Here is a 17,934-nt window from a genome sequence, read left to right on the forward strand (position 1 = left end):
GCACGGTGGCGCGGACCTCGGCGATGGTCTGGTCGAGCTGGTCGACCGCCTCGGCGAGCCTGCGCGCCTCCCGGCCCTCCAGCTTGAGCCTGCGGTCGAGCAGGTCCAGCTGCACGCCGGTGGCGTAGAGCCGCTGGATCACCACGTCGTGCAGGTCGCGGGCGATGCGCTCGCGCTCCTGGTAGACCGCCACCCGCTGGCGCGCCGTCGACCCCTCGGCCAGGACCACGGCCAGCCCGGCCTGCGCGGCGAACGCGGCCAGCACCTCCACCGTGTCCGGCCGGAACGGCGCCGAGCCGCGCCTGCGGTAGACCGCGAGCGCGCCCAGCCTGCGCTCCCGCGTGCCGAACGGCGCGACCGCGAACGGCCCGTAGCCGCGCAGCGCCTTGGGCACGAACGGCGCGGTGCGCGGGTCGGTGGTGAAGTCCTCGGCCACCACCGGCACGCCCGTGCGGGCCGCCCGCGCGGCCGAGGAGCGGCTGGACAGCACCACGCCCACCGGGTCGGCGCCCACCGGGTCGACGTCGCCGGAGGACGCCTCCACCGTCAGCGTCCCGTCGTCGGCGGTGATCATCGCCAGCCCCAGGTCGGCTTCGGCCAGCTCCACCGCGCGCCGCACGACCAGCGGCAGCACCGCGTCCGGGTCGTCCCCCGCGAGCGCGGCGGAGGTGATCTCGGTCGAGGCGGCGAGCACTCGTGCGGGGTCCACGACGGTCAACGGTAGGGCTTGATGGCCAGCACCAGGTCGGCGCGCTCGGCTTCTTCGGGCCGGTGGGTGATGTGCACGACGGTCTTGCCGCGCAGCGCCTCGTCCAGGCGGTCCAGCAGCGCCTCGGCGGTGGGCCGGTCCAGGTGCGCGGTGGGCTCGTCCAGCAGCACCAGGTCCGCGTCGTGCAGCAGGGCCCTGGCCAGCGCGAGGCGCTGCGCCTCGCCGCCGGAGACCAGGGCGGGGCCGATGACGGTGTCCAGCCGGTCGGTCCACTCCGGCAGGCCGGCGGTGCGCAGGGCGTCGCGCAGCCGCTCGTCGTCGGCGTGCGGGTCGGCCAGACGCAGGTTCTCCCGGACGGTGGTGGAGACCAGCATCGGCTCCTGCGGGCACCAGCTGACCTTCGCCGGGCTCTGCGCGTGGCCGCGCTCGGGCGCGAGAAAGCCCAGCAGCAGCGCGAACAGGGTGGACTTGCCCGCGCCGGACGGGCCGACCACGGCGACCTTCTCGCCCGGCACCAGGTCCAGGCTCAGGTCGCGCAGGGCCGGTTCGGCGGAGCCGGGCCAGCGGACGTCCACGTGCTCCAGCTTCGGCGGGCCGAGCCGCTTCTCCGGCAGCGGGTGCCGCTCGGTGACCCGCCCGTAGGCCTCGCGCAGGGCGGCGCGGTGCTGGGCGGCGGGCGGCAGGGCGGACAGCGCCTCGGCCAGCGCCAGCGGCACCAGGCCGAGCACGGGGGCCAGCAGCGGGTCGATGCCGGTGGCCAGCGCGGTGCAGACCAGGGCGGCGAGCCCGGTGGTCAGGTGCACCGCGGCCGTGGCCGCGCCCGCCCCGAACGCCTGCCTGCGGGCCAGCCCGGCCAGTTCGGCGTCGCGGTCCTTGACCGCGCGCAGCGCGGTGCCGTCGGCGTGGAAGGCGATCAGGTCCGGCGCGGCGGTGAGCAGGGTCAGCACGTCCTCGGAGACCTGCCTGCGGCCGCGCGCCAGCTTCGCGCTGGCTCGGCGCTCGACGGCGACCGCGATGGCCGGGGCGGCCAGGCCGCCGACGAGCAGCGCGGCGGCCAGCGCGAGCGCGGCGGTGGGCTGGATGAACGCGAACAGGACCACGGCCGCGACGCCCGTCCCGGCCGCCACCAGCGGCGGCTGGAGCACTCGCGGCACCAGGTCGCGCACGGTGTCGGTGTCGTCGACCAGGCGGGTGAGCTGGGCCCGTCCGGGGGTGAGGTGGCGCCACAGGTCGACGCGCAGCGCGATGGCGAAGCGGAACGCCGCGTCGTGCGAGACCAGCCGTTCGAGGTACCGCAGCACGCCCTTGGCCAGCGCGAACGTCCGCACGCCCACCACGAGGACGGACAGCGTCAGGATCGGCGGGCGGGTAGAGGCCTTCGCGATGAGGTAGGCCGACAGCGCGGTCAGCGCCACCCCGCTGACCAGCGCGGCGACGCCCAGCGCCGCGCCCGCCAGCACCCGCTTGGTGGGCTTGGGCAGGCGCGGCCGGGCCTGCCGCTCGGCCTCCCGGTCGACCGGCCTTGCCTGCCGCGCCTCGTCGGCGGCCTCGGCGACCCGGTGGGTGGCCAGCACCACGGCGGCGTGGCCGGCGTGCCGGTCGATCGCGGCCATGACCTTGCCCACCGTGGCCGGGTCGAGGTGCGCGGTGGGCTCGTCGAGGAGCAGCACGGACGCGCCGTCCTTGGTCCTGGTCAGCGCGCGGGCCACGGCCACCCGCTGCCGCTCGCCGGTGGACAGCTCGGCGATCGGCCGGTGCGCCAAGTGGTCGGCGGCCACGTCGCGCAGCACCTCGCGGTCCACGCGGCCGGTGGTCAGCTCCAGCTCGTCGGCGACGGTGCGGCCCGCGAACGCGGGGCGCTGCGGCACCCAGGCGATGTCGCCGCCGACCCGGACGTGGCCGCCGTCGGGCCGGACGAAGCCGAGGATCGCGGCCAGGGTGGTCGACTTGCCGCCGCCACTCGGCGCGTCGAGGCGGTGGGTCTGCCCCGGTCGGACGGTGAAGCTCAGGCCGTCCGGGGCGTAGCGGCCTCGGCGCTCGACCCGCAGGTCGCGGACTTCGACGCCGGTTGTCCACAGGGGGTCGGGTTGTCCACAGGCAAGATCCACTTCGCCCCGTGCGGCCCGGTGGGGCGGTAGGCTGGCTTCGGGGCCGCCCCCAGGGACGGGTGGGGGCTGCGTGGGGGGCGTCACGACCTCGGACACGCGCCGCACGGCCTCCAGGCCGTCCTCGCTGGCGTGGTGGGCGGCGCCCGCGGCGCGCAGCGGCAGGTAGCACTCGGGCACGAGGATCAGCACGACCAGCCCGGTGAGCAGCGTCAGGTCGCCCGACACCAGCCGCACCCCGATGCCGACGGCGACCAGCGCCACGGACAGCGACGCGAGCACCTCCAGCACCAGCGCGGACAGGAACGCCACCCGCAGCGTGCCCATGGTGGCCTTGCGGTGCTGCTCGCCGACCCGCCGCACCGCTTCCGCCTGGGCCGCCGCGCGGCCGAACGCGGTGAGCACGGGCAGCGCCCGCACCAGCTCCAGCAGCCGCGCGGACAGCCGCTCGGTGACCGACGCGGCCAGCGACACGCGGTGCTCGGTGAACTTGCCGATCAGGATCGCGAACACCGGGATCAGCGGCACGGTCACCGCGACCAGCACCGCCGAGGTCGGGTCGGTCCACAGCAGCCACGCGCCGACCAGCGGCGGCACCACGGCGGCGGTGACCAGGGCGGGCAGGTAGCGGGTGAAGTAGGCGTCCAGGGCGTCGAGGCCCTTGGTGGCCAGCACGGTCAGCTCGGCCGGGCCGCGCTCGGCGATCCAGGCGGGGCCGTTGGCCAGCGACCGGTCGAGCAGGGCGGCGCGCAGCTCCTCCTTGGCGCCCGCCGCGGCGCGCGCGGCCACCGCCTCGGTGGCCCACGCCAGCAGCGCCCGCGCCACGACGGCGACGGCCAGCCAGGTCAGCGACGGCAGCCCGCCGTCGACGAGGGTGGCCAGCGCGGTGCCGAGGGTGACGGCCTGGGCGACCAGGGCGACGGCGGACAGCGCGGCCAGGAGGGCGCAGATGATCAACGCCCGGCGCGCTGAAGGCGAAAGGGAAGGCAGCGCGCCGAGCGGACCACGCCCCGGCTTGCTTCTGGCGGAAGGGGTGCCGGGGAAGCTCACGACACCAACGGTAGGTCTCGGACGGGGCCGTGCTCAGGTACGACGGTCCTGGTCGGGGTGGGACCTAGGTCCCAGGCCGTCACTTGCGAAGTCACGGGTCACGGCACACAAACGACTTGAGATTCCACTGTTGAACCGAATTACCTTTGAAAACGATGGCACGGCGCATCGTATGAATTTAATTCACCTAGATTGGTGCACTATATTGCCCGCACCATTGTTGCCCCCCAGGACGGAAGCACATGCCCTCTGCCGAGCCGTCACGCAACACGATGTCGGAGATCATCTCGACCAATGATTACCCGAGCATGGAATTCGCCTATGTCGATGACAGCGGTGATACCGGGATGCACCGGGGGACCGAGACCTTCGCCTTGGGCTGCGCGCTCGTCCCCGTCGACCACTGGACCGCCCGGCTCGACCTGCTCATCGATCTGCGTCAGCAGTTGCGAGCCCAGTACGGCCTTCGCCTGCGCGACGAGGTGAAGGCCAACTGGCTGACCGGCGCCAAGCACCACTTCAGGGAATTGGGCCTGGGTGACGGGCAGTTGCGGGACATCTACCGGCGCCACATGAGGCTGGCCAATGTCATCACCTCCGGCGTGTTCGCCGTGGTCATCCGCAAGTCCCTCATCGAGGAGGCCGATTGCGACGTCTTCCAGACCGCCTGGCTGCACGTCCTGCAACGCCTGCGGATGCGGAGCGAGGCGAGCGGAGTGCCGATCATGATCGTGCACGACCACGGCGAGGACGACAGGCTGCAGAAGATCCACCGGGAGTTCCGGCGCATCAGCTGGACCGCCGCCAACCAGGCGGTGGCGGCACCGCTTCTCGTCGAGGACCCGGTTTCGCGGGACTCCCGCCAGTCCTTCTTCATCCAACTGGCCGATCTCTGCGCGTACGCGGCATCCCGGCGAGTCCACCCGTCGAAGGGCAAGCGGGCGTCGATCTGCTCGGACGAGATGTGGAGTGAAATAACTCAGCGCCACCTGGCCGAAGTGGCGGGCGACCGGAATGACGGCATCGTGTGCTGGCCGCGGAGATAAAAGAGGGCCCTCCTACGTGGAGGGCCCCTGACGGCGAGCCTACCCCCTGCATGCGCAGGGATCGGTTCGCACCACTAGTAAACCACAGCCGGGTCGGGGCGAAGCACGAAGAGGATCACTCTTTAGGTTGATTTCTCAAGGCCGCGCAAGAGCGGAACGCCGCGCCCGGCTCACGGGCGCGGCGCTCCCGGTGGTGGCTTCAGCGATGTCCTCAGGGGACGTGCACGGCGGGGATGTGCCGGGTGCCGATCCGCTTGCGGAACACCCAGTAGGTCCAGCCCTGGTAGACCAGCACCGCCGGGGTGCCGAACGCGGCCACCCAGGTCATCACGGTCAGCGTGTAGGGGCTGGACGCCGTGCCCGCCACGGTCAGCGAGTGCGCCGGGTCCAGGGTGGAGGGCAGCACGTTCGGGTACAGCGCGCCGAACAGCGCCACCACGGCCGCCGCCACGGCGAGGCCCATCAGGGCGAACGCCTGGCCCTCGCGGCGCAGCGCCAGCCGGGCCAGCGCGCCGAACGCGGCCATCGCGACCACGATCGAGGCCGCCCAGGTCCACACCGACCCGAACCGCAGCTGCACCAGCAGCAGGAGCACCACCAGCGGCAGCAGGGCGGCGGGCGCGATCTTCAGCGCCAGCGCGCGGGCCCGTTCGCGGACCTCGCCCTCGGTCTTGAGCGACAGGAAGATCGCGCCGTGCACGAGGGCGTAGCCCGCGATGGCCAGCGCGCCGAGCAGGGTTTCCAGCCGGATGGCCGCGAACGGCGAGCCGACGCGGTCGCCCGCGGCGTCCAGCGGCAGGCCGAAGACGGTGGTGGACAGCACCAGGCCCACGCCCAGCGCGGCCACCCAGGAGCAGCCGATGATGAGCCGGTCCCAGTTGCGGCGCCAGCGGGCCGTGTCGACCTTGCCCCGGTACTCGAACGCCACGCCGCGACCGATCAGGGCCAGCAGGAACAGCGTCAGGGGCAGGTAGGCGGAGCTGAACAGGGAGGCGTACCAGCCGGGGAAGGCGGCGAACGTGGCGCCGCCCGCGACCAGCAGCCAGACCTCGTTGCCGTCCCACACCGGGCCGATGGTGTTGATCAGCACGCGCCGCTCGGTCTCGTCGCGGCCGAGCACGGGCAGCAGCATGCCGACGCCGAAGTCGAAGCCCTCCAGGAACAGGTAGCCCAGCCACAGCAGGGCGATCACGCAGAACCAGAGCGTCTCCACAGCTCCCCCTCTCAGTACGCGAAGGCCAGGACGTCGTCGGCGGGCTTGTCCGGCTTGTCGGGCGGCATCACCCCGGCGACGCCCGCGCGGACGTACCGGCGGATCAGGAACACCTCGACGCAGGCCAGCGCGCCGTAGACGAGGGTCAGCGCGATCAGCGAGGTGAGGACCTCGCCGACGGTGGTCTGGGACACCGCGCGGGCGGTGAACATCCACACGCCGTCCACGCCGGACGGGTTGGGCACCACGACGAACGGCTGCCGTCCCATCTCGGTGAAGATCCAGCCGAAGCTGTTGCCCAGGAACGGGGTGGCGATGCTGGCCAGCGCGAGCCTGGGGAACCACCGGCCGCGCGGCATCCGGCCGCCTCGGGTCAGCCACAGCGCGGCCACGCCCGCGAAGGCCGACAGCGCGCCGAAGCCGATCATCAGGCGGAAGCCCCAGTAGGTCACCGGCAGCGCGGGCACGTAGTCGATGGGCTTGCCGGACAGCTCGCCCAGCCGCTCGTCGACGGGGTAGTTGGTGCCGTACTTCTCCTGGTAGAGCGGCACGAGGTCCTGGATGCCCTTGACCTCGCTGGAGAAGTCGTTGTGGGCCAGGAACGACAGCAGCGCGGGCACGGTGAGGCTCTTGACGTCCTCGCAGTTGGGCGAGGTCACGTCGCCGATGGCGAACACCGAGAAGCTGGCGGGTTCCTCGGTGTGGCACAGCGCTTCGGCGGCGGCCATCTTCATCGGCTGCTGCTCGAACATCAGCTTGCCCTGGATGTCGCCGGAGGCGGCCAGACCGGCGAAGGCGGCCACGCCGACCCAGGCGCCGAGCTTGAGCGAGGACCGCCAGACCGGGGTCTCGTCGGTGCGCCGCCACAGGTGCCAGGCGGCGATGCCCACCAGGAAGGCGGCGGCGACCGAGAAGGCGCCGAAGATGGTGTGCGGGAAGGCGGCCAGCACGGTGTTGTTGGTCAGCACCGCCCAGATGGAGGTCAGCCGGGGCCTGCCGTCGACCAGCTCGGCGCCGACCGGGTGCTGCATCCAGGAGTTGGCGGCCAGGATGAAGTAGGCGGAGGCGATGGTGGCCAGCGAGAACGCCCAGGCGCAGGCCAGGTGGACCTTCTTGGGCAGCCGGTCCCAGCCGAAGATCCACAGGCCGAGGAAGGTGGACTCGACGAAGAAGGCGACCAGTCCCTCCATCGCCAGCGGGGCGCCGAAGACGTCGCCGACGAAGCGGGAGTAGGCGCTCCAGTTCATGCCGAACTGGAACTCCTGCACGATGCCGGTGACCACGCCCATGGCGAAGTTGATCAGCAGCAGCTTGCCCCAGAACTTGGTCATCTTCAGGTACTTGAGGTCGCCCGTGCGCACCCACGCGGTCTGCATGGCGGCCACCAGCAGCGACAGGCTGATGGTCAGGGGCACCATCAGGAAGTGGTAGACGGTGGTGATGCCGAACTGCCACCGCGAGAGCTCCAGGACGTCCACGTCATGAAAGGTAGGTCGGCGTGCGCGGGGATCTCAGGTACGACGGTCCTGAACCGCGTAGGACCTAGGTCCTGCGGCGGCCGTCACGTCGAGCTGGGCAAACGGGTCGGGTAGGGTGGTTGGTGCCTGAGGGGAGTAGTTCCTTCGGCCGCCTTCGGGCGGCCGTGGCGAGGTGATCGACACACTGATCCGCCCGTGAGCGGATCCGGTCCCTCACCCGCTCTGCGGAGCGGGCGAACGAGACCTCCGGCCGGGTAGTGCGACACGCCCGGTCGGAGTCGTGCTGCCTCCGTCCGGGTCTCGGACGTGGAGGATGAGTGGCAACCTGGTTCTTGGCGCTGGCGATGGCCTTCATCGCGGTGTTCGTGCTGGAACTGCCGGACAAGACGACCGCGATCACGCTGGTGCTGACCACGCGGTTCCGCGCGGCCCCGGTGGTGGCGGGCGCGGCCGTGGCGTTCGCCCTGCAGGCGGTCATCGCGGTGGGGTTGGGCAGCGCGCTGACGCTGCTGCCCGAGCGGGTCGTGGCGGCGGCGGTGGCGCTGGTGTTCGGCGTCGGCGCGTTCCTGCTGTTCCGCGAGAGCTTCGCGGACGAGGAGAGCGACGAGGCGGACGGGGCGCGGTCGGGCGCGGTGGCGGCGTCGTTCCGGCGTTCGGCGCTGACCTCGTTCGGCGCGCTGTTCGCGGCCGAGTGGGGTGACGCCTCGCAGCTGGCCGCGGTGGGTGTGGCGGCGAAGTACGCGCAGCCCACGGCGGTGGTGCTGGGGACGTTCCTGGCGCTGATGTCGGTGACGCTGCTGGCGGTGCTGGTGGGTCGCAAGATCCGCGACCGGGTGCCCGCGCACTGGGTGCAGCGCGGGGCCGGGGCGGTCTTCGCGGTGTTCGCCGCGGTGGCGCTGTGGCAGGCGCTGCTGGGCTGAGCCGGACGCACGTGGTCAGCGCACGGGGTCAGCGCAGGGCTTCGGCGACCTCCTGGGCGGCGAGCAGGACGCGGGGCCCCACGGCCTCGCCGTCCAGCTTCTCCAGGGCCACCACGCCCACGCTGGCCCGCAGGCCGGGCACGCCGCGTACCGGGGCGGCGACGCCGAACGCGCCGGGCTGCAGCTCGCCGGTGGAGACGACCCACTGCCTGCCCTCCGCCGACAGGCCGATGGCCTTGCCCGCCGCGCCCCGGTGCACGGGGTGGCGGCTGCCCACCCGGTAGGCCACGTGGTAGGCCGTCCAGGACGGCTCGACCACGGCCACCGCCTGCGCTTCGGAGCCGTCGGCGACGGTGAGGTGGGCGGTGGCCCCGACCTGCTCGGCCAGGCCGCGCAGGGCGGGCTGGGCGGCCAGGCGCAGCTGCGGCAGGACGTTGGACGCCAGCCGCAGCACGCCGAGGCCCAGCCGCACCTTGGAGCCCTCGCGGCGCACCAGGCCGCGCGACTGCAGCGGCACCAGCAGCCGGTAGACCGCCGCGCGGGACGCGCCGATCGCGGCGGCCAGCTCGCTGATGCTGGGGGCGTCGGACTCGGCGTCGGCCACCGCCTGGAGCAGCGCCAGCCCCCGCTCCAGGGTCAGCGAGCTCTCCTTGGACGCCGCCTGCGCGGGCAGGCGGCCCCTCGGACCGGGCCGGACCACGGTGGTCAGCTCCCGTCTGCGGGCAGCACGGTGCCCTCCACCTCGGCCAGGCCGACCAGCGAGCCGTCCTCGCCGGGCGCGGTGGCGGTGATCCGCACGCTGTCGCCGTCCTCCAGGAAGGTGCGCTCCTGGTCGCCCACGGTCACCGGTTCCCGGCCGCCCCAGCTCAGCTCCAGGAACGAGCCGCGCTCCTCGCGCGCCGGGCCGGAGACGGTGCCGGAGGCGATCAGGTCGCCGGGCCGGACCGTGGCGCCGTTGACCGACAGGTGGGCGAGCTGCTGGGCGAAGGTCCAGGACATCTCGCGGAACGGCGGGCGGGAGACCACCACGCCGTTCCACTCCACTTCCAGGCTGATGTCCAGGCCGTGCGGGCGTTCCTCCACCAGGTAGTCCAGCACCGGGTTGGGCAGCGGCGGCGGGCTGACCCGCGCCACCGCGAACGCCTCCAGCGGGGTGATCCACGCGGAGACGGAGGTGGCGAAGGACTTGCCCAGGAACGGCCCCAGCGGCTGGTACTCCCACCCCTGGATGTCGCGGGCGGACCAGTCGTTGACCAGCACCACGCCGAAGACGTGCTCGACGGCGCGCGAGGTGGACAGCCGGGAGGCCACCGGGCCGCCGCAGACGAAGCCGACCTCGGCCTCGACGTCCAGCCGCTGCGACGGGCCGAACACCGGGCCCTTGGAGCCGCCTCGGCGCTGGCCGTGCGGGCGCACCACGGGGGTGCCGGAGACCACGACGGTGCCCGCGCGGCCGTGGTAGCCCACCGGCAGGTGGGTCCAGTTGGGCAGCAGCGGCGGGTCGTCGGGGCGGAAGATCCGGCCGACGTTCTCCGCGTGGTGCCGCGAGGAGTAGAAGTCCACGTAGTCGGCCACGGTGAAGGGCAGGACCGCGCCCTCCAGGCCGACCAGGCGGGCCCCGCGCGGCGCGGAGGCGGCGGTGACCACCTCGACCAGCCTGGCCCGCAGGGCGCTCCACGCGGGGCGTCCGGCGCGCAGCAGCGGGTCCAGGGTGTCGGCGCGCACCAGGTCGGCCAGCGCGCCGAAGGACTCGGCGATGGGGCGCAGCGGCAGCGCCGAGTCGCCGACGCGGACCGCGATGCCCTCGCCGATCACCCCGTAGGGCAGCGTCTGCGGTCCGAACGGGTCGTCCCGGCCGAACGCGGGGTCGTCGATCCAGCTCACAGCAGGCCCAGTTCGTCGAGGTCGGCGATCGGCTCGGCCAGCGAGCACGAGCCGTAGGAGGCGAACACCCCGCGCACGGCGTGCGCGGCCTGGTCCGACAGCGACCCGGCCTCCTCGGCCAGCGCGGCGGCGTCGGTGCTGGCCAGCGCGGCCCGGACGTCGCCGCCGGACAGCGAGCGGGCGGTGGCCACCAGCAGGTTGAGGAACCCGTGGTGGGTGAAGCCGGTGTCCGGGTCGGTGCGCCGCACGGCGTGGTGCAGCCCGGCGGTGGCCTTGAAGGCGACTCCCCCGCCGCTGACCACCGACAGGAAGTCGGCGACCTCGTCGACGCTGGGGAAGTTCTCCTTGCTCTGGCCGCCGCAGCGCAGCTTGGGCCAACTGCCGTGCTCGATGACGCGGCGCACGCCGTCCAGCCACTCCGCGCCGCCCCGGCGGGGCTCCACCACGCGGATCACGTCCTCGGGGACGAACTCCGAGACACGCTCCAGCCACACCTCGTCCACGTCGGACGGGGCGGGCATCTCCACCATCCGCAGGGCGAGCAGCTCGCTGCGGGACTCGACGATCGACACGGCCTTGGGCACCCCGCCCAGCCCGGTGTCGATCACCAGCGACAGGGCCACCGGCTTGACCGGCTTGACCTTGATCAACTCGGTGATCAGCTCGGCCAGCCGGGACGCGGGGCACAGGAACAGGCCGACCGCGCCCGCCCAGTCGCCGACGCGCGCGTCGAGGTGGCCGCGCACGGCGTCGGGCATCGTCGCGTTGCCCGGCGGGAACAGCGCGGCGTCGTCGACTAGGCGCGCGAGCAGGGGCGGAGTACCTCGCGGACCGGGCGCACGGAGTTCGAAGGCGCTTGACACGGCTGACACGCTAGTGGCGTACCGGTCAATGAACAAAGATGTCCGACTATCGAACGCCTGGAGCGAGCGATGGCGTACTACCGACAGGTCGGGGAGATCCCCCGAAAGCGCCACACCCAGTTCCGCACTCCGGAGGGCGGGCTCTACGCGGAAGAGCTGATGGGGGTGGAGGGCTTTTCGGCCGATTCGGCGTTGCTCTACCACCGACACCTGCCCACCGCGATCGTGGACGCGGTGACCGTCGAGGACACCCGCGGCGCCACCTCGCCGAACCTGCCGCTCAAGCCGCGCCACTTCCGCACCCCCGCGCTGACCTGGGACTCCGATGGCGTGGACGCGGTGACCGGGCGGCGCACGCTGTTCGGCAACGCGGACGTGACGATCGGGTTCGTGGTCGCGACCGCCCCCAGCCCGCTGTACCGCAACGCGGCGGGCGACGAGCTGCTGTACGTGCAGTCCGGCGAGGGGGTCGTGGAGACCATCTACGGCGCGCTGCCCGTCGGCGAGGGCGACTACGTCGTGCTGCCCACCTCGTGCACCTACCGCGTGGTGCCGGAGCGGCCGATGAGCGTGCTGGTGCTGGAGGCGACCGGGCACATCGGCCCGCCCCGCCGCTACCTGTCGGCCAAGGGCCAGTTCCTGGAGCACTCCCCCTACTGCGAGCGGGACATCCGGGGCCCGGTCGAGCCGCTGCTGGTCGACGGCGAGGACGTGGACGTGCTGGTGCGCCACCGCGCGGGGCTGACCAGGTTCACCTACGCCAACCACCCGTTCGACGTGGTGGGCTGGGACGGCTGCCTGTACCCGTGGGTGTTCAACATCCGCGACTTCGAGCCGATCACCGGCCGCGTGCACCAGCCGCCGCCGGTGCACCAGACCTTCGAGGGCCCGAACTTCGTGGTGTGCTCGTTCTGCCCGCGCAAGGTCGACTACCACCCGCTGGCGATCCCGGTGCCCTACAACCACGCCAACGTCGACTCCGACGAGCTGATGTTCTACGTGGGCGGCGACTACGAGGCGCGCAAGGGCTCGGGCATCGGCATCGGGTCGCTGTCGCTGCACCCGTCGGGCTGCACGCACGGCCCGCAACCGGGCGCGGTGGAGGCGTCGCTGGGCGCGGAGGCGTTCGACGAGACCGCCGTCATGGTGGACACGTTCCGGCCGCTGGAGCTGGGCGAGGCGGCACTGGCCTGTGAGGACCCCAAGTACGCCTGGAGCTGGGCGCGAAGGGGTCCTGACCTGGGCTGAAGTCGATCTGTCGGTGCCGCCGTCTAGCGTTCCGCGGCATGGATGCGCAGGCGGTACTGGGACTGGCACCGGACGGCCAGGTGGCGAGCAGCGCCACCCGGCTGGCCGGGTCGTCGGGCTGGCACGGGGAGGGGTCCTCGCCCGGCGCGCTGTGGGGGCTGTGCAAGGGCAGCGGGGCCAAGCCGTACTCGGTGTGCGTCGACCTGGGCGACCGGGCGACCAAGTGCTCCTGCCCGTCGCGGAAGTTCCCCTGCAAGCACGCGCTGGCGCTGCAGCTGCGGCACGCCCGCGACCCGTTCCCGGCGGCCGACGCGCCGCCCTGGGTCCAGGAGTGGCTGACCCGCAGGCACAAGACCGCGGCGGCCCCGGCTGCGCAGGACGCGCCGGAGGCGGTCGAGCGCCGCGCGAAGGCCAAGGAGAAGACCGCCCGCGACCGCCAGGAGGCGGTGCGCGCGGGCGTGGCGGGTCTGGCCGACTGGCTGGCCGACGTGGCGGGCGCGGGCATCGCCGGGCTGCCCGCGCGGGACGCGGCGTGGTGGCGCTCGATCAGCGCCCGCATGGTCGACGCGCAGGCCAAGGGGCTGGCCTCGGCGGTGGACGAGCTGCGCGACGTGGTCGCGGCGGGCGGCCCGCACTGGGCGCACGACGCCGCCGACCGGCTGGGCGGGCTGCGCCTGCTGACCCGGCTGGGGTCGGTGGAGGCGCCGAGCGAGGTGGTGCGGCGGCGGCTGGGGTTCTCGGTGGCCGAGGAGGAGGTGCGCGCCGCGCCGGGCCTGTCCGACCGCTGGGTGCCGCTGCTGCGCCGGGACACCGAGGACGAGCTGGTGCGCACCGTTCAGCAGTGGGTGTGGGGGCGCGCGCACGGCTGGGTGGTCGCGGTGCGGCACGCGGGCGGCGGAGCCCGGCCGGTGCCGCCGCTGCCGCACGGCGTGGAGGTGCAGGGGGTGCTGCACCCGTATCCGGGGGCCGCGCCGCTGCGGGTCGCGGTGGGCGAGGTGCTGGCGCAGAGCGCGCCGGGGCCGGTGCCCGCGCCGGACACCTGGCGGGAGGCGCTGGCGTCGCTGGAGCCGTGGCTGCGGGGTGATCCGTGGCTGCGCGCGCACCCGCTGGGGTGTGCGGGGGTGCGGGTGAGCGCGGACACCCGGCACCTGGTCGACGGCTCGGGGCGGGCGGTGCCGGTGCGCGCGGATCTGGCGTTGGAGCAGGCGGTGGCGCTGACCGGAGGTGCGGTGTTCGACGCGTGGGGGTTGTGGGACGGGCGGGTGCTGCGGCTGGGCGCCGTGGCCGAGCCGGGCGCGGCCCCGGAGGTGGTGGGATGAACGCGGGACGCAGCCCGAAGGGCAACCGGGCGACGGTGCGCCCGCCGGAGGGGGTGCGGCGGGTGTGGAGCCCGCGCGCGGTGCTCCCCTCGGCTTCGCGGTGCTCGGGCAGCGGGCGGGTGCCCGCCCCGTGCCAGCCCACCCCGTGCCAGCCCACCCCTGGGGAGACGGCGCCGTGACCGTCCAGCAGGAGTGGGAGGAGGCGGTGCGGGCGCTGCTGGTCGGCGCGCACCGCGCCGGTCTGGACACCGGTGAGCTGCTGGACCGGTGCGCGGCGCTGGGCGTGGCCGCGCACGCCGCCGTCCTGCCGCCGGTGCTGGACGAGCCGCTGCTCGCCCCGGCCCCGGCCGCGGCCGACCAAGTGGCGGGCGAGCGGGCGCGGGCGGTGCTGGCCCAGATCCTCGCGCTGGACGACCAGGTGCTGCTGACCGAGTGGTGCGGCATGGCCAGCGCCGCCGGGGTGGTCGCCGAGCACCGGCACCTGCCCGCGCTGCTGGGCCTGGCCACCGCCCACCACGGGCTGCGGCAGGCGGTCACCGCCGTGCTGGGCGCGCGGGGGCGGTGGCTGGCGGCGATCCGGCCGGGCTGGGCGTGGGCCGCGGCGGCCCCCGGCGACGCCGAGGTGGACCTGGCCGAGGCGCTGGACCTACCCGCCTCGGCCCGGCTGGCCGCGCTGCGCCGGGCCCGCGCGGCGGACCCGCGCGGGGCGGGCGCGTTCATCGCCGGGCAGTTCGCCGCGCAGCGCCGCGCGGGCGACCGGCAGGTGCTGGTCAGCGCCCTGGAGACGGGTCTGGGCCCGGAGGACGAGCCGCTGCTGGAGCGGGCGCTGGACGACCGCGCGGTCGGCGTGCACGACGAGGCGCTGCGGCTGCTGCGCGGCCTGCCCGGCTCGGCGCTGGCCCAGCGCGCCGCCGAACGGCTGCACCGCGGCCTGTGGCTGACCGCCGACGGCTTCGACGTGCAGAGCGACGAGCTGTGGACGGTGCTGGAACCGGAGCCGGACGAGGCGCGGGACCTGATGCGCGACGGCTCCGAGGTGGGCGTGACCAACCGCATCCGGGCCGCCGCCGCCAGCGTGCCGCCCCGGCACTGGACCGACCGCCTGGGCACCGACGACGCGGGCGCGGCGGCGGTGCTGGAGCGCGGGCCGTGGGCGCAGGCCCTGCTGCGCGGGGTGGCGCTGCGGCTGCGGCTGGCCGCCGACCCGCGCCCGTGGGCGGTGGCCGCCACGCGCGCGCTGACCGGCATGGAGCAGCTGGAGATGCTCGCCGCGCTGCCCACCGACCTGGCCGCGCGGACCGTGGTCGAGCTGTCCGGGCAGTGGAACTACGACCTGCTCGACCACGCCTGCTCGCAGCTGCCCGCGCCGTGGTCGGCGGAGGCCACCGCCGGGCTGCTGGACCGCTACGCCGCCGCCCGCGACCCGAGGTGGCGCGCGGGCCGCCCGCCCGCCGTGCTGCTGTCCAGGGGCGACGCGGAGGTGCTCGGCGCCAACTGGGCGCGGATCACCGAGCGCTGGCCCGAGCACACCACCGAACTCGACCTGCTGCGCCTGCGCGTGCAGCTGCGCGCGGCCTTCACCGAACCGACCGCCGACCAGACCGCCGAACCGACCGGGAGGAACCCCCAGTGACCACCGAGACCGTGCTGCGGCCCGCCGCGGAACAGCAGTACGCCGCCGAGCTGGCCGCGCTCGCGGCGGCCGACGACCGGCCCCGGCCGCCGCGCTGGCGGCTCTCGCCGCAGGCCGTGGTCCGGTATGTGCTGGGCGGGACGCTGCCCGACGGCACGGTGATCACGCCCAAGTACGTGGGCGACCGGCGCCTGGTGGAGGTCGCGGTCGGCACCCTGGTCACCGACCGGGCGCTGCTGCTGGTGGGCGTGCCGGGCACGGCCAAGTCGTGGCTGTCGGAGCACCTGGCTGCGGCGGTCAGCGGCGACTCGACGCTGGTCGTGCAGGGCACCGCGGGCACCGGGGAGGACCAGGTCCGCTACGGCTGGAACTACGCGCGGCTGATCGCCGAGGGCCCCAGCGAGGCCGCGCTGGTGCCCAGCCCGGTGATGACCGCGATGCGCACCGGCGCGGTGGCCCGCGTCGAGGAGCTGTCCCGGATGCCCGCCGAGGTGCAGGACTCGTTCATCACCATCCTGTCCGAGAAGAACCTCCCGGTGCCGGAGCTGGGCATCCAGGTGCAGGCGGTGCCGGGCTTCACGCTGATCGCCACGGCCAACGACCGCGACCGGGGCGTCAACCAGATGTCCTCGGCGCTGGCCAGGCGGTTCAACACGGTGGTGCTGCCGCCGCCCGCGACCGAGGATGCCGAGGTGCAGATCGTGTCCACCCGCGCGGCGCAGCTGGGCCGGGCGCTGGAGCTGCCCGCCGAGCCGCCCGCGCTGGAGGAGGTGCGCCGGGTGGTGCGGATCTTCCGCGAGCTGCGCAACGGCTCCACCGCCGACGGCCGCACCCAGTTGAAGAAGCCCAGCGGCAGCCTGTCCACCGCCGAGGCGATCTCGGTGATCACCAGCGGCATGGCGCTGGCGGGCCACTTCGGCGACGGCACGATCACCGCCGACGAGCTGGCGTCGGGCCTGCTGGGCGCGGTGGTCAAGGACCGGGTGTCGGACACCGCGGCCTGGCAGGAGTACCTGGAAGCGGTGGTCAAGGAGCGCGCGGACTGGCGCGACCTGTACCGGGCGTGCCGGGACCTGGTGGGCTGATGACGCGGGAACAGCCGCTGCCCGAGCGGGTGGTGCTGCTGGGCATCCGGCACCACGGCCCCGGCTCGGCGCGCATGGTCGCCGCCGCGCTGGAGGCGCTGCGGCCGGAGCTGGTGCTGGTGGAGGGCCCGCCGGAGGGTGACGCGCTGCTGTCGCACGTGCCCGCGCTGACCCCGCCGGTGGCGCTGCTGCTGCACGACGAGACCGAGCCGTCGACCGCCGCGTTCTGGCCGTTCGCCGAGTTCTCGCCGGAGTGGCGGGCGATGACGTGGGCGCACGGCGCGGGCGTGCCGCTGCGGTTGTTCGACCTGCCCGCCGCCGCGTCGCTGGGCGAGGAGCGCGACCCCGCCCCCAAGGCGGTGGTGGACCCGCTGGGCACGCTGGCCGAGGCGGCCGGGTTCGACGACCCGGAGCGCTGGTGGGAGGACGTCGTGGAGCACCACGGCGACACCGACCCCCGCCACCTGGCGCAGGCGGTGGCCGAGGCGATGACGGCGCTGCGCGAGGAGTTCGCCGACCAGGTGGACGAGCGGACGCTGCGCCGCGAGGCGTTCATGCGCCAGTCGCTGCGGCAGGCGCTCAAGGACGTCGAGGGGCCGATCGCGGTGGTGTGCGGGGCGTGGCACGTGCCCGCGCTGCGCGCGCTGCCGCCCGCCACGGCCGACGCGGCGCTGCTCAAGGGGCTGCCGCGCCGGAAGGTCTCCGGCACGTGGGTGCCGTGGAGCCACGGGCGGCTGGCGTCGGCGTCGGGCTACGGCGCGGGCGTGGACTCCCCCGGCTGGTACGCGCACCTGTGGGAGTGCGCGGCCAAGGGCGACGCGGTGCCGCGCTGGTTCGCCCGCGCGGCGGCGGTGCTGCGCGCCGAGGACCTGCCCGCGTCCACGGCGAGCGCGGTGGAGGCGGTGCGGCTGGCGGAGTCGCTGGCGGCGCTGCGCGGGCGGCCCTCGCCGGGGCTGTCGGAGGTCACCGAGGCGGCGCTGGCGGTGCTGTGCGGCGGCGACGAGGTGCCGCTGCGGCTGGTGCGCGAGCGGCTGGTGGTGGGCGAGCGGCTGGGCGAGGTCGGCTCGGACGTGCCGCGCTCGCCGCTGGCGGTGGACGTGGCGCGGTTGCAGCGCAAGCTGCGGCTGCCGCCCAGCGCCGAGGACAAGCAGGTCCGGCTGGACCTGCGCAAGGACACCGACCGGGAGCGGTCCAAGCTGCTGCGCAGGCTGGCCGTGCTGGACGTGCCGTGGGGCAGGCCGGACACCACCCGCTCGCTGGGCACCTTCGCCGAGGCGTGGCACCTGCGCTGGGACCCCGGTTTCGAGGTGGCCATCGCGGCGGCGGCCCGGCACGGCACGACGGTCGAGGCGGCGGCGCGGCAGGTGCTGTGCGGCCGGTC

At 74.4% G+C, this 17,934-nt stretch carries 15 protein-coding genes; 8 read left to right on the forward strand and 7 right to left on the reverse strand.

What is annotated here, in order from left to right:
- Together IEZ00_RS36150 and cydD are read right to left on the reverse strand one after the other, a co-directional pair.
- Positions 1-718: sensor histidine kinase (locus IEZ00_RS36150; protein WP_373293064.1), on the reverse strand; the 718-nt coding region annotated here is incomplete at its 3' end.
- Complete coding sequence (gene cydD / locus IEZ00_RS02960) at positions 715-3,864, reverse strand: thiol reductant ABC exporter subunit CydD (protein ID WP_189221434.1); 3,150 nt, start codon at positions 3,862-3,864, stop codon at positions 715-717. The genes cydD and IEZ00_RS36150, both read right to left, overlap by 4 nt.
- Positions 3,865-4,106: 242 nt before the next feature.
- Between cydD and IEZ00_RS02965 the strand changes: the two genes are divergently transcribed.
- Positions 4,107-4,910 carry a DUF3800 domain-containing protein gene (locus tag IEZ00_RS02965; RefSeq protein ID WP_229794960.1) on the forward strand — a complete coding sequence of 268 codons (804 nt, stop codon included), beginning with the start codon at positions 4,107-4,109 and terminating at the stop codon, positions 4,908-4,910.
- 211 nt (positions 4,911-5,121) lie between these two features.
- On the opposite strand, the gene cydB is transcribed toward IEZ00_RS02965, so the two are convergent.
- Together cydB and IEZ00_RS02975 are read right to left on the reverse strand one after the other, a co-directional pair.
- On the reverse strand, positions 5,122-6,123 hold the full coding sequence (cydB, locus tag IEZ00_RS02970) for a cytochrome d ubiquinol oxidase subunit II (protein WP_189221435.1): 1,002 nt from the start codon (positions 6,121-6,123) through the stop codon (positions 5,122-5,124).
- Between the two features lie 11 nt (positions 6,124-6,134).
- Positions 6,135-7,601 (reverse strand): cytochrome ubiquinol oxidase subunit I, encoded by a 1,467-nt coding sequence (locus IEZ00_RS02975; protein ID WP_189221436.1) that lies wholly within the window; start codon positions 7,599-7,601, stop codon positions 6,135-6,137.
- 317 nt (positions 7,602-7,918) lie between these two features.
- Here IEZ00_RS02975 and IEZ00_RS02980 point away from each other — a divergent pair, with 317 nt between their 5' ends.
- Positions 7,919-8,521, forward strand: coding sequence for a TMEM165/GDT1 family protein (locus IEZ00_RS02980; RefSeq protein ID WP_229794962.1), 603 nt, complete (start codon positions 7,919-7,921; stop codon positions 8,519-8,521).
- Positions 8,522-8,549: 28 nt separating this feature from the next.
- On the opposite strand, the gene IEZ00_RS02985 is transcribed toward IEZ00_RS02980, so the two are convergent.
- From IEZ00_RS02985 to IEZ00_RS02995, 3 genes are read right to left on the reverse strand one after another with little or no spacing between them, the layout of a single operon-like run.
- The gene (locus IEZ00_RS02985; protein WP_189221437.1) at positions 8,550-9,221 is read right to left on the reverse strand and encodes an IclR family transcriptional regulator; all 672 of its coding nucleotides are present in this window, start codon (positions 9,219-9,221) and stop codon (positions 8,550-8,552) included.
- 5 nt (positions 9,222-9,226) lie between these two features.
- Positions 9,227-10,405 carry a fumarylacetoacetate hydrolase family protein gene (locus IEZ00_RS02990; protein WP_189221438.1) on the reverse strand — a complete coding sequence of 393 codons (1,179 nt, stop codon included), beginning with the start codon at positions 10,403-10,405 and terminating at the stop codon, positions 9,227-9,229.
- Positions 10,402-11,268 (reverse strand): hypothetical protein, encoded by an 867-nt coding sequence (locus IEZ00_RS02995; protein ID WP_268248648.1) that lies wholly within the window; start codon positions 11,266-11,268, stop codon positions 10,402-10,404. Before IEZ00_RS02995 ends, IEZ00_RS02990 begins: the two co-directional genes overlap by 4 nt.
- A 69-nt stretch (positions 11,269-11,337) precedes the next feature.
- Between IEZ00_RS02995 and IEZ00_RS03000 the strand changes: the two genes are divergently transcribed.
- The 6 genes from IEZ00_RS03000 to IEZ00_RS03025 form a co-directional block, all read left to right on the forward strand.
- Positions 11,338-12,516 carry a homogentisate 1,2-dioxygenase gene (locus IEZ00_RS03000; protein WP_189221439.1) on the forward strand — a complete coding sequence of 393 codons (1,179 nt, stop codon included), beginning with the start codon at positions 11,338-11,340 and terminating at the stop codon, positions 12,514-12,516.
- Positions 12,517-12,554: 38 nt separating this feature from the next.
- Entirely contained in the window at positions 12,555-13,835 is a 1,281-nt protein-coding gene (locus tag IEZ00_RS37700) for an SWIM zinc finger family protein (RefSeq protein WP_189221440.1), read from the forward strand.
- Positions 13,832-14,014: a hypothetical protein gene (locus IEZ00_RS03010; RefSeq protein WP_189221441.1), complete on the forward strand. Its 183-nt coding sequence runs from the start codon at positions 13,832-13,834 to the stop codon at positions 14,012-14,014. Before IEZ00_RS37700 ends, IEZ00_RS03010 begins: the two co-directional genes overlap by 4 nt.
- On the forward strand, positions 14,011-15,468 hold the full coding sequence (locus IEZ00_RS03015) for a DUF5691 domain-containing protein (RefSeq protein ID WP_189221442.1): 1,458 nt from the start codon (positions 14,011-14,013) through the stop codon (positions 15,466-15,468). The genes IEZ00_RS03010 and IEZ00_RS03015 overlap by 4 nt, the downstream gene beginning before the upstream one ends.
- Complete coding sequence (locus IEZ00_RS03020; RefSeq protein WP_189221443.1) at positions 15,465-16,553, forward strand: ATP-binding protein; 1,089 nt, start codon at positions 15,465-15,467, stop codon at positions 16,551-16,553. Before IEZ00_RS03015 ends, IEZ00_RS03020 begins: the two co-directional genes overlap by 4 nt.
- A partial coding sequence (locus IEZ00_RS03025; protein ID WP_229794963.1) for a DUF5682 family protein occupies positions 16,553-17,934 on the forward strand: 1,382 nt, incomplete at its 3' end. The genes IEZ00_RS03020 and IEZ00_RS03025, both read left to right, overlap by 1 nt.

This window comes from Saccharothrix coeruleofusca (assembly GCF_014648515.1).
GTDB classification, from domain to species: domain Bacteria; phylum Actinomycetota; class Actinomycetes; order Mycobacteriales; family Pseudonocardiaceae; genus Actinosynnema; species Actinosynnema coeruleofuscum.

Coding starts and splice junctions, on each gene's coding strand:
- IEZ00_RS03000 (WP_189221439.1), top strand. CDS start 11,338: ATGGCGTACTACCGACAGGTCGGGGAGATCCCCCGAAAGCGCCACACC.
- IEZ00_RS03010 (WP_189221441.1), top strand. CDS start 13,832: ATGAACGCGGGACGCAGCCCGAAGGGCAACCGGGCGACGGTGCGCCCG.
- IEZ00_RS02965 (WP_229794960.1), top strand. CDS start 4,107: ATGCCCTCTGCCGAGCCGTCACGCAACACGATGTCGGAGATCATCTCG.
- IEZ00_RS37700 (WP_189221440.1), top strand. CDS start 12,555: ATGGATGCGCAGGCGGTACTGGGACTGGCACCGGACGGCCAGGTGGCG.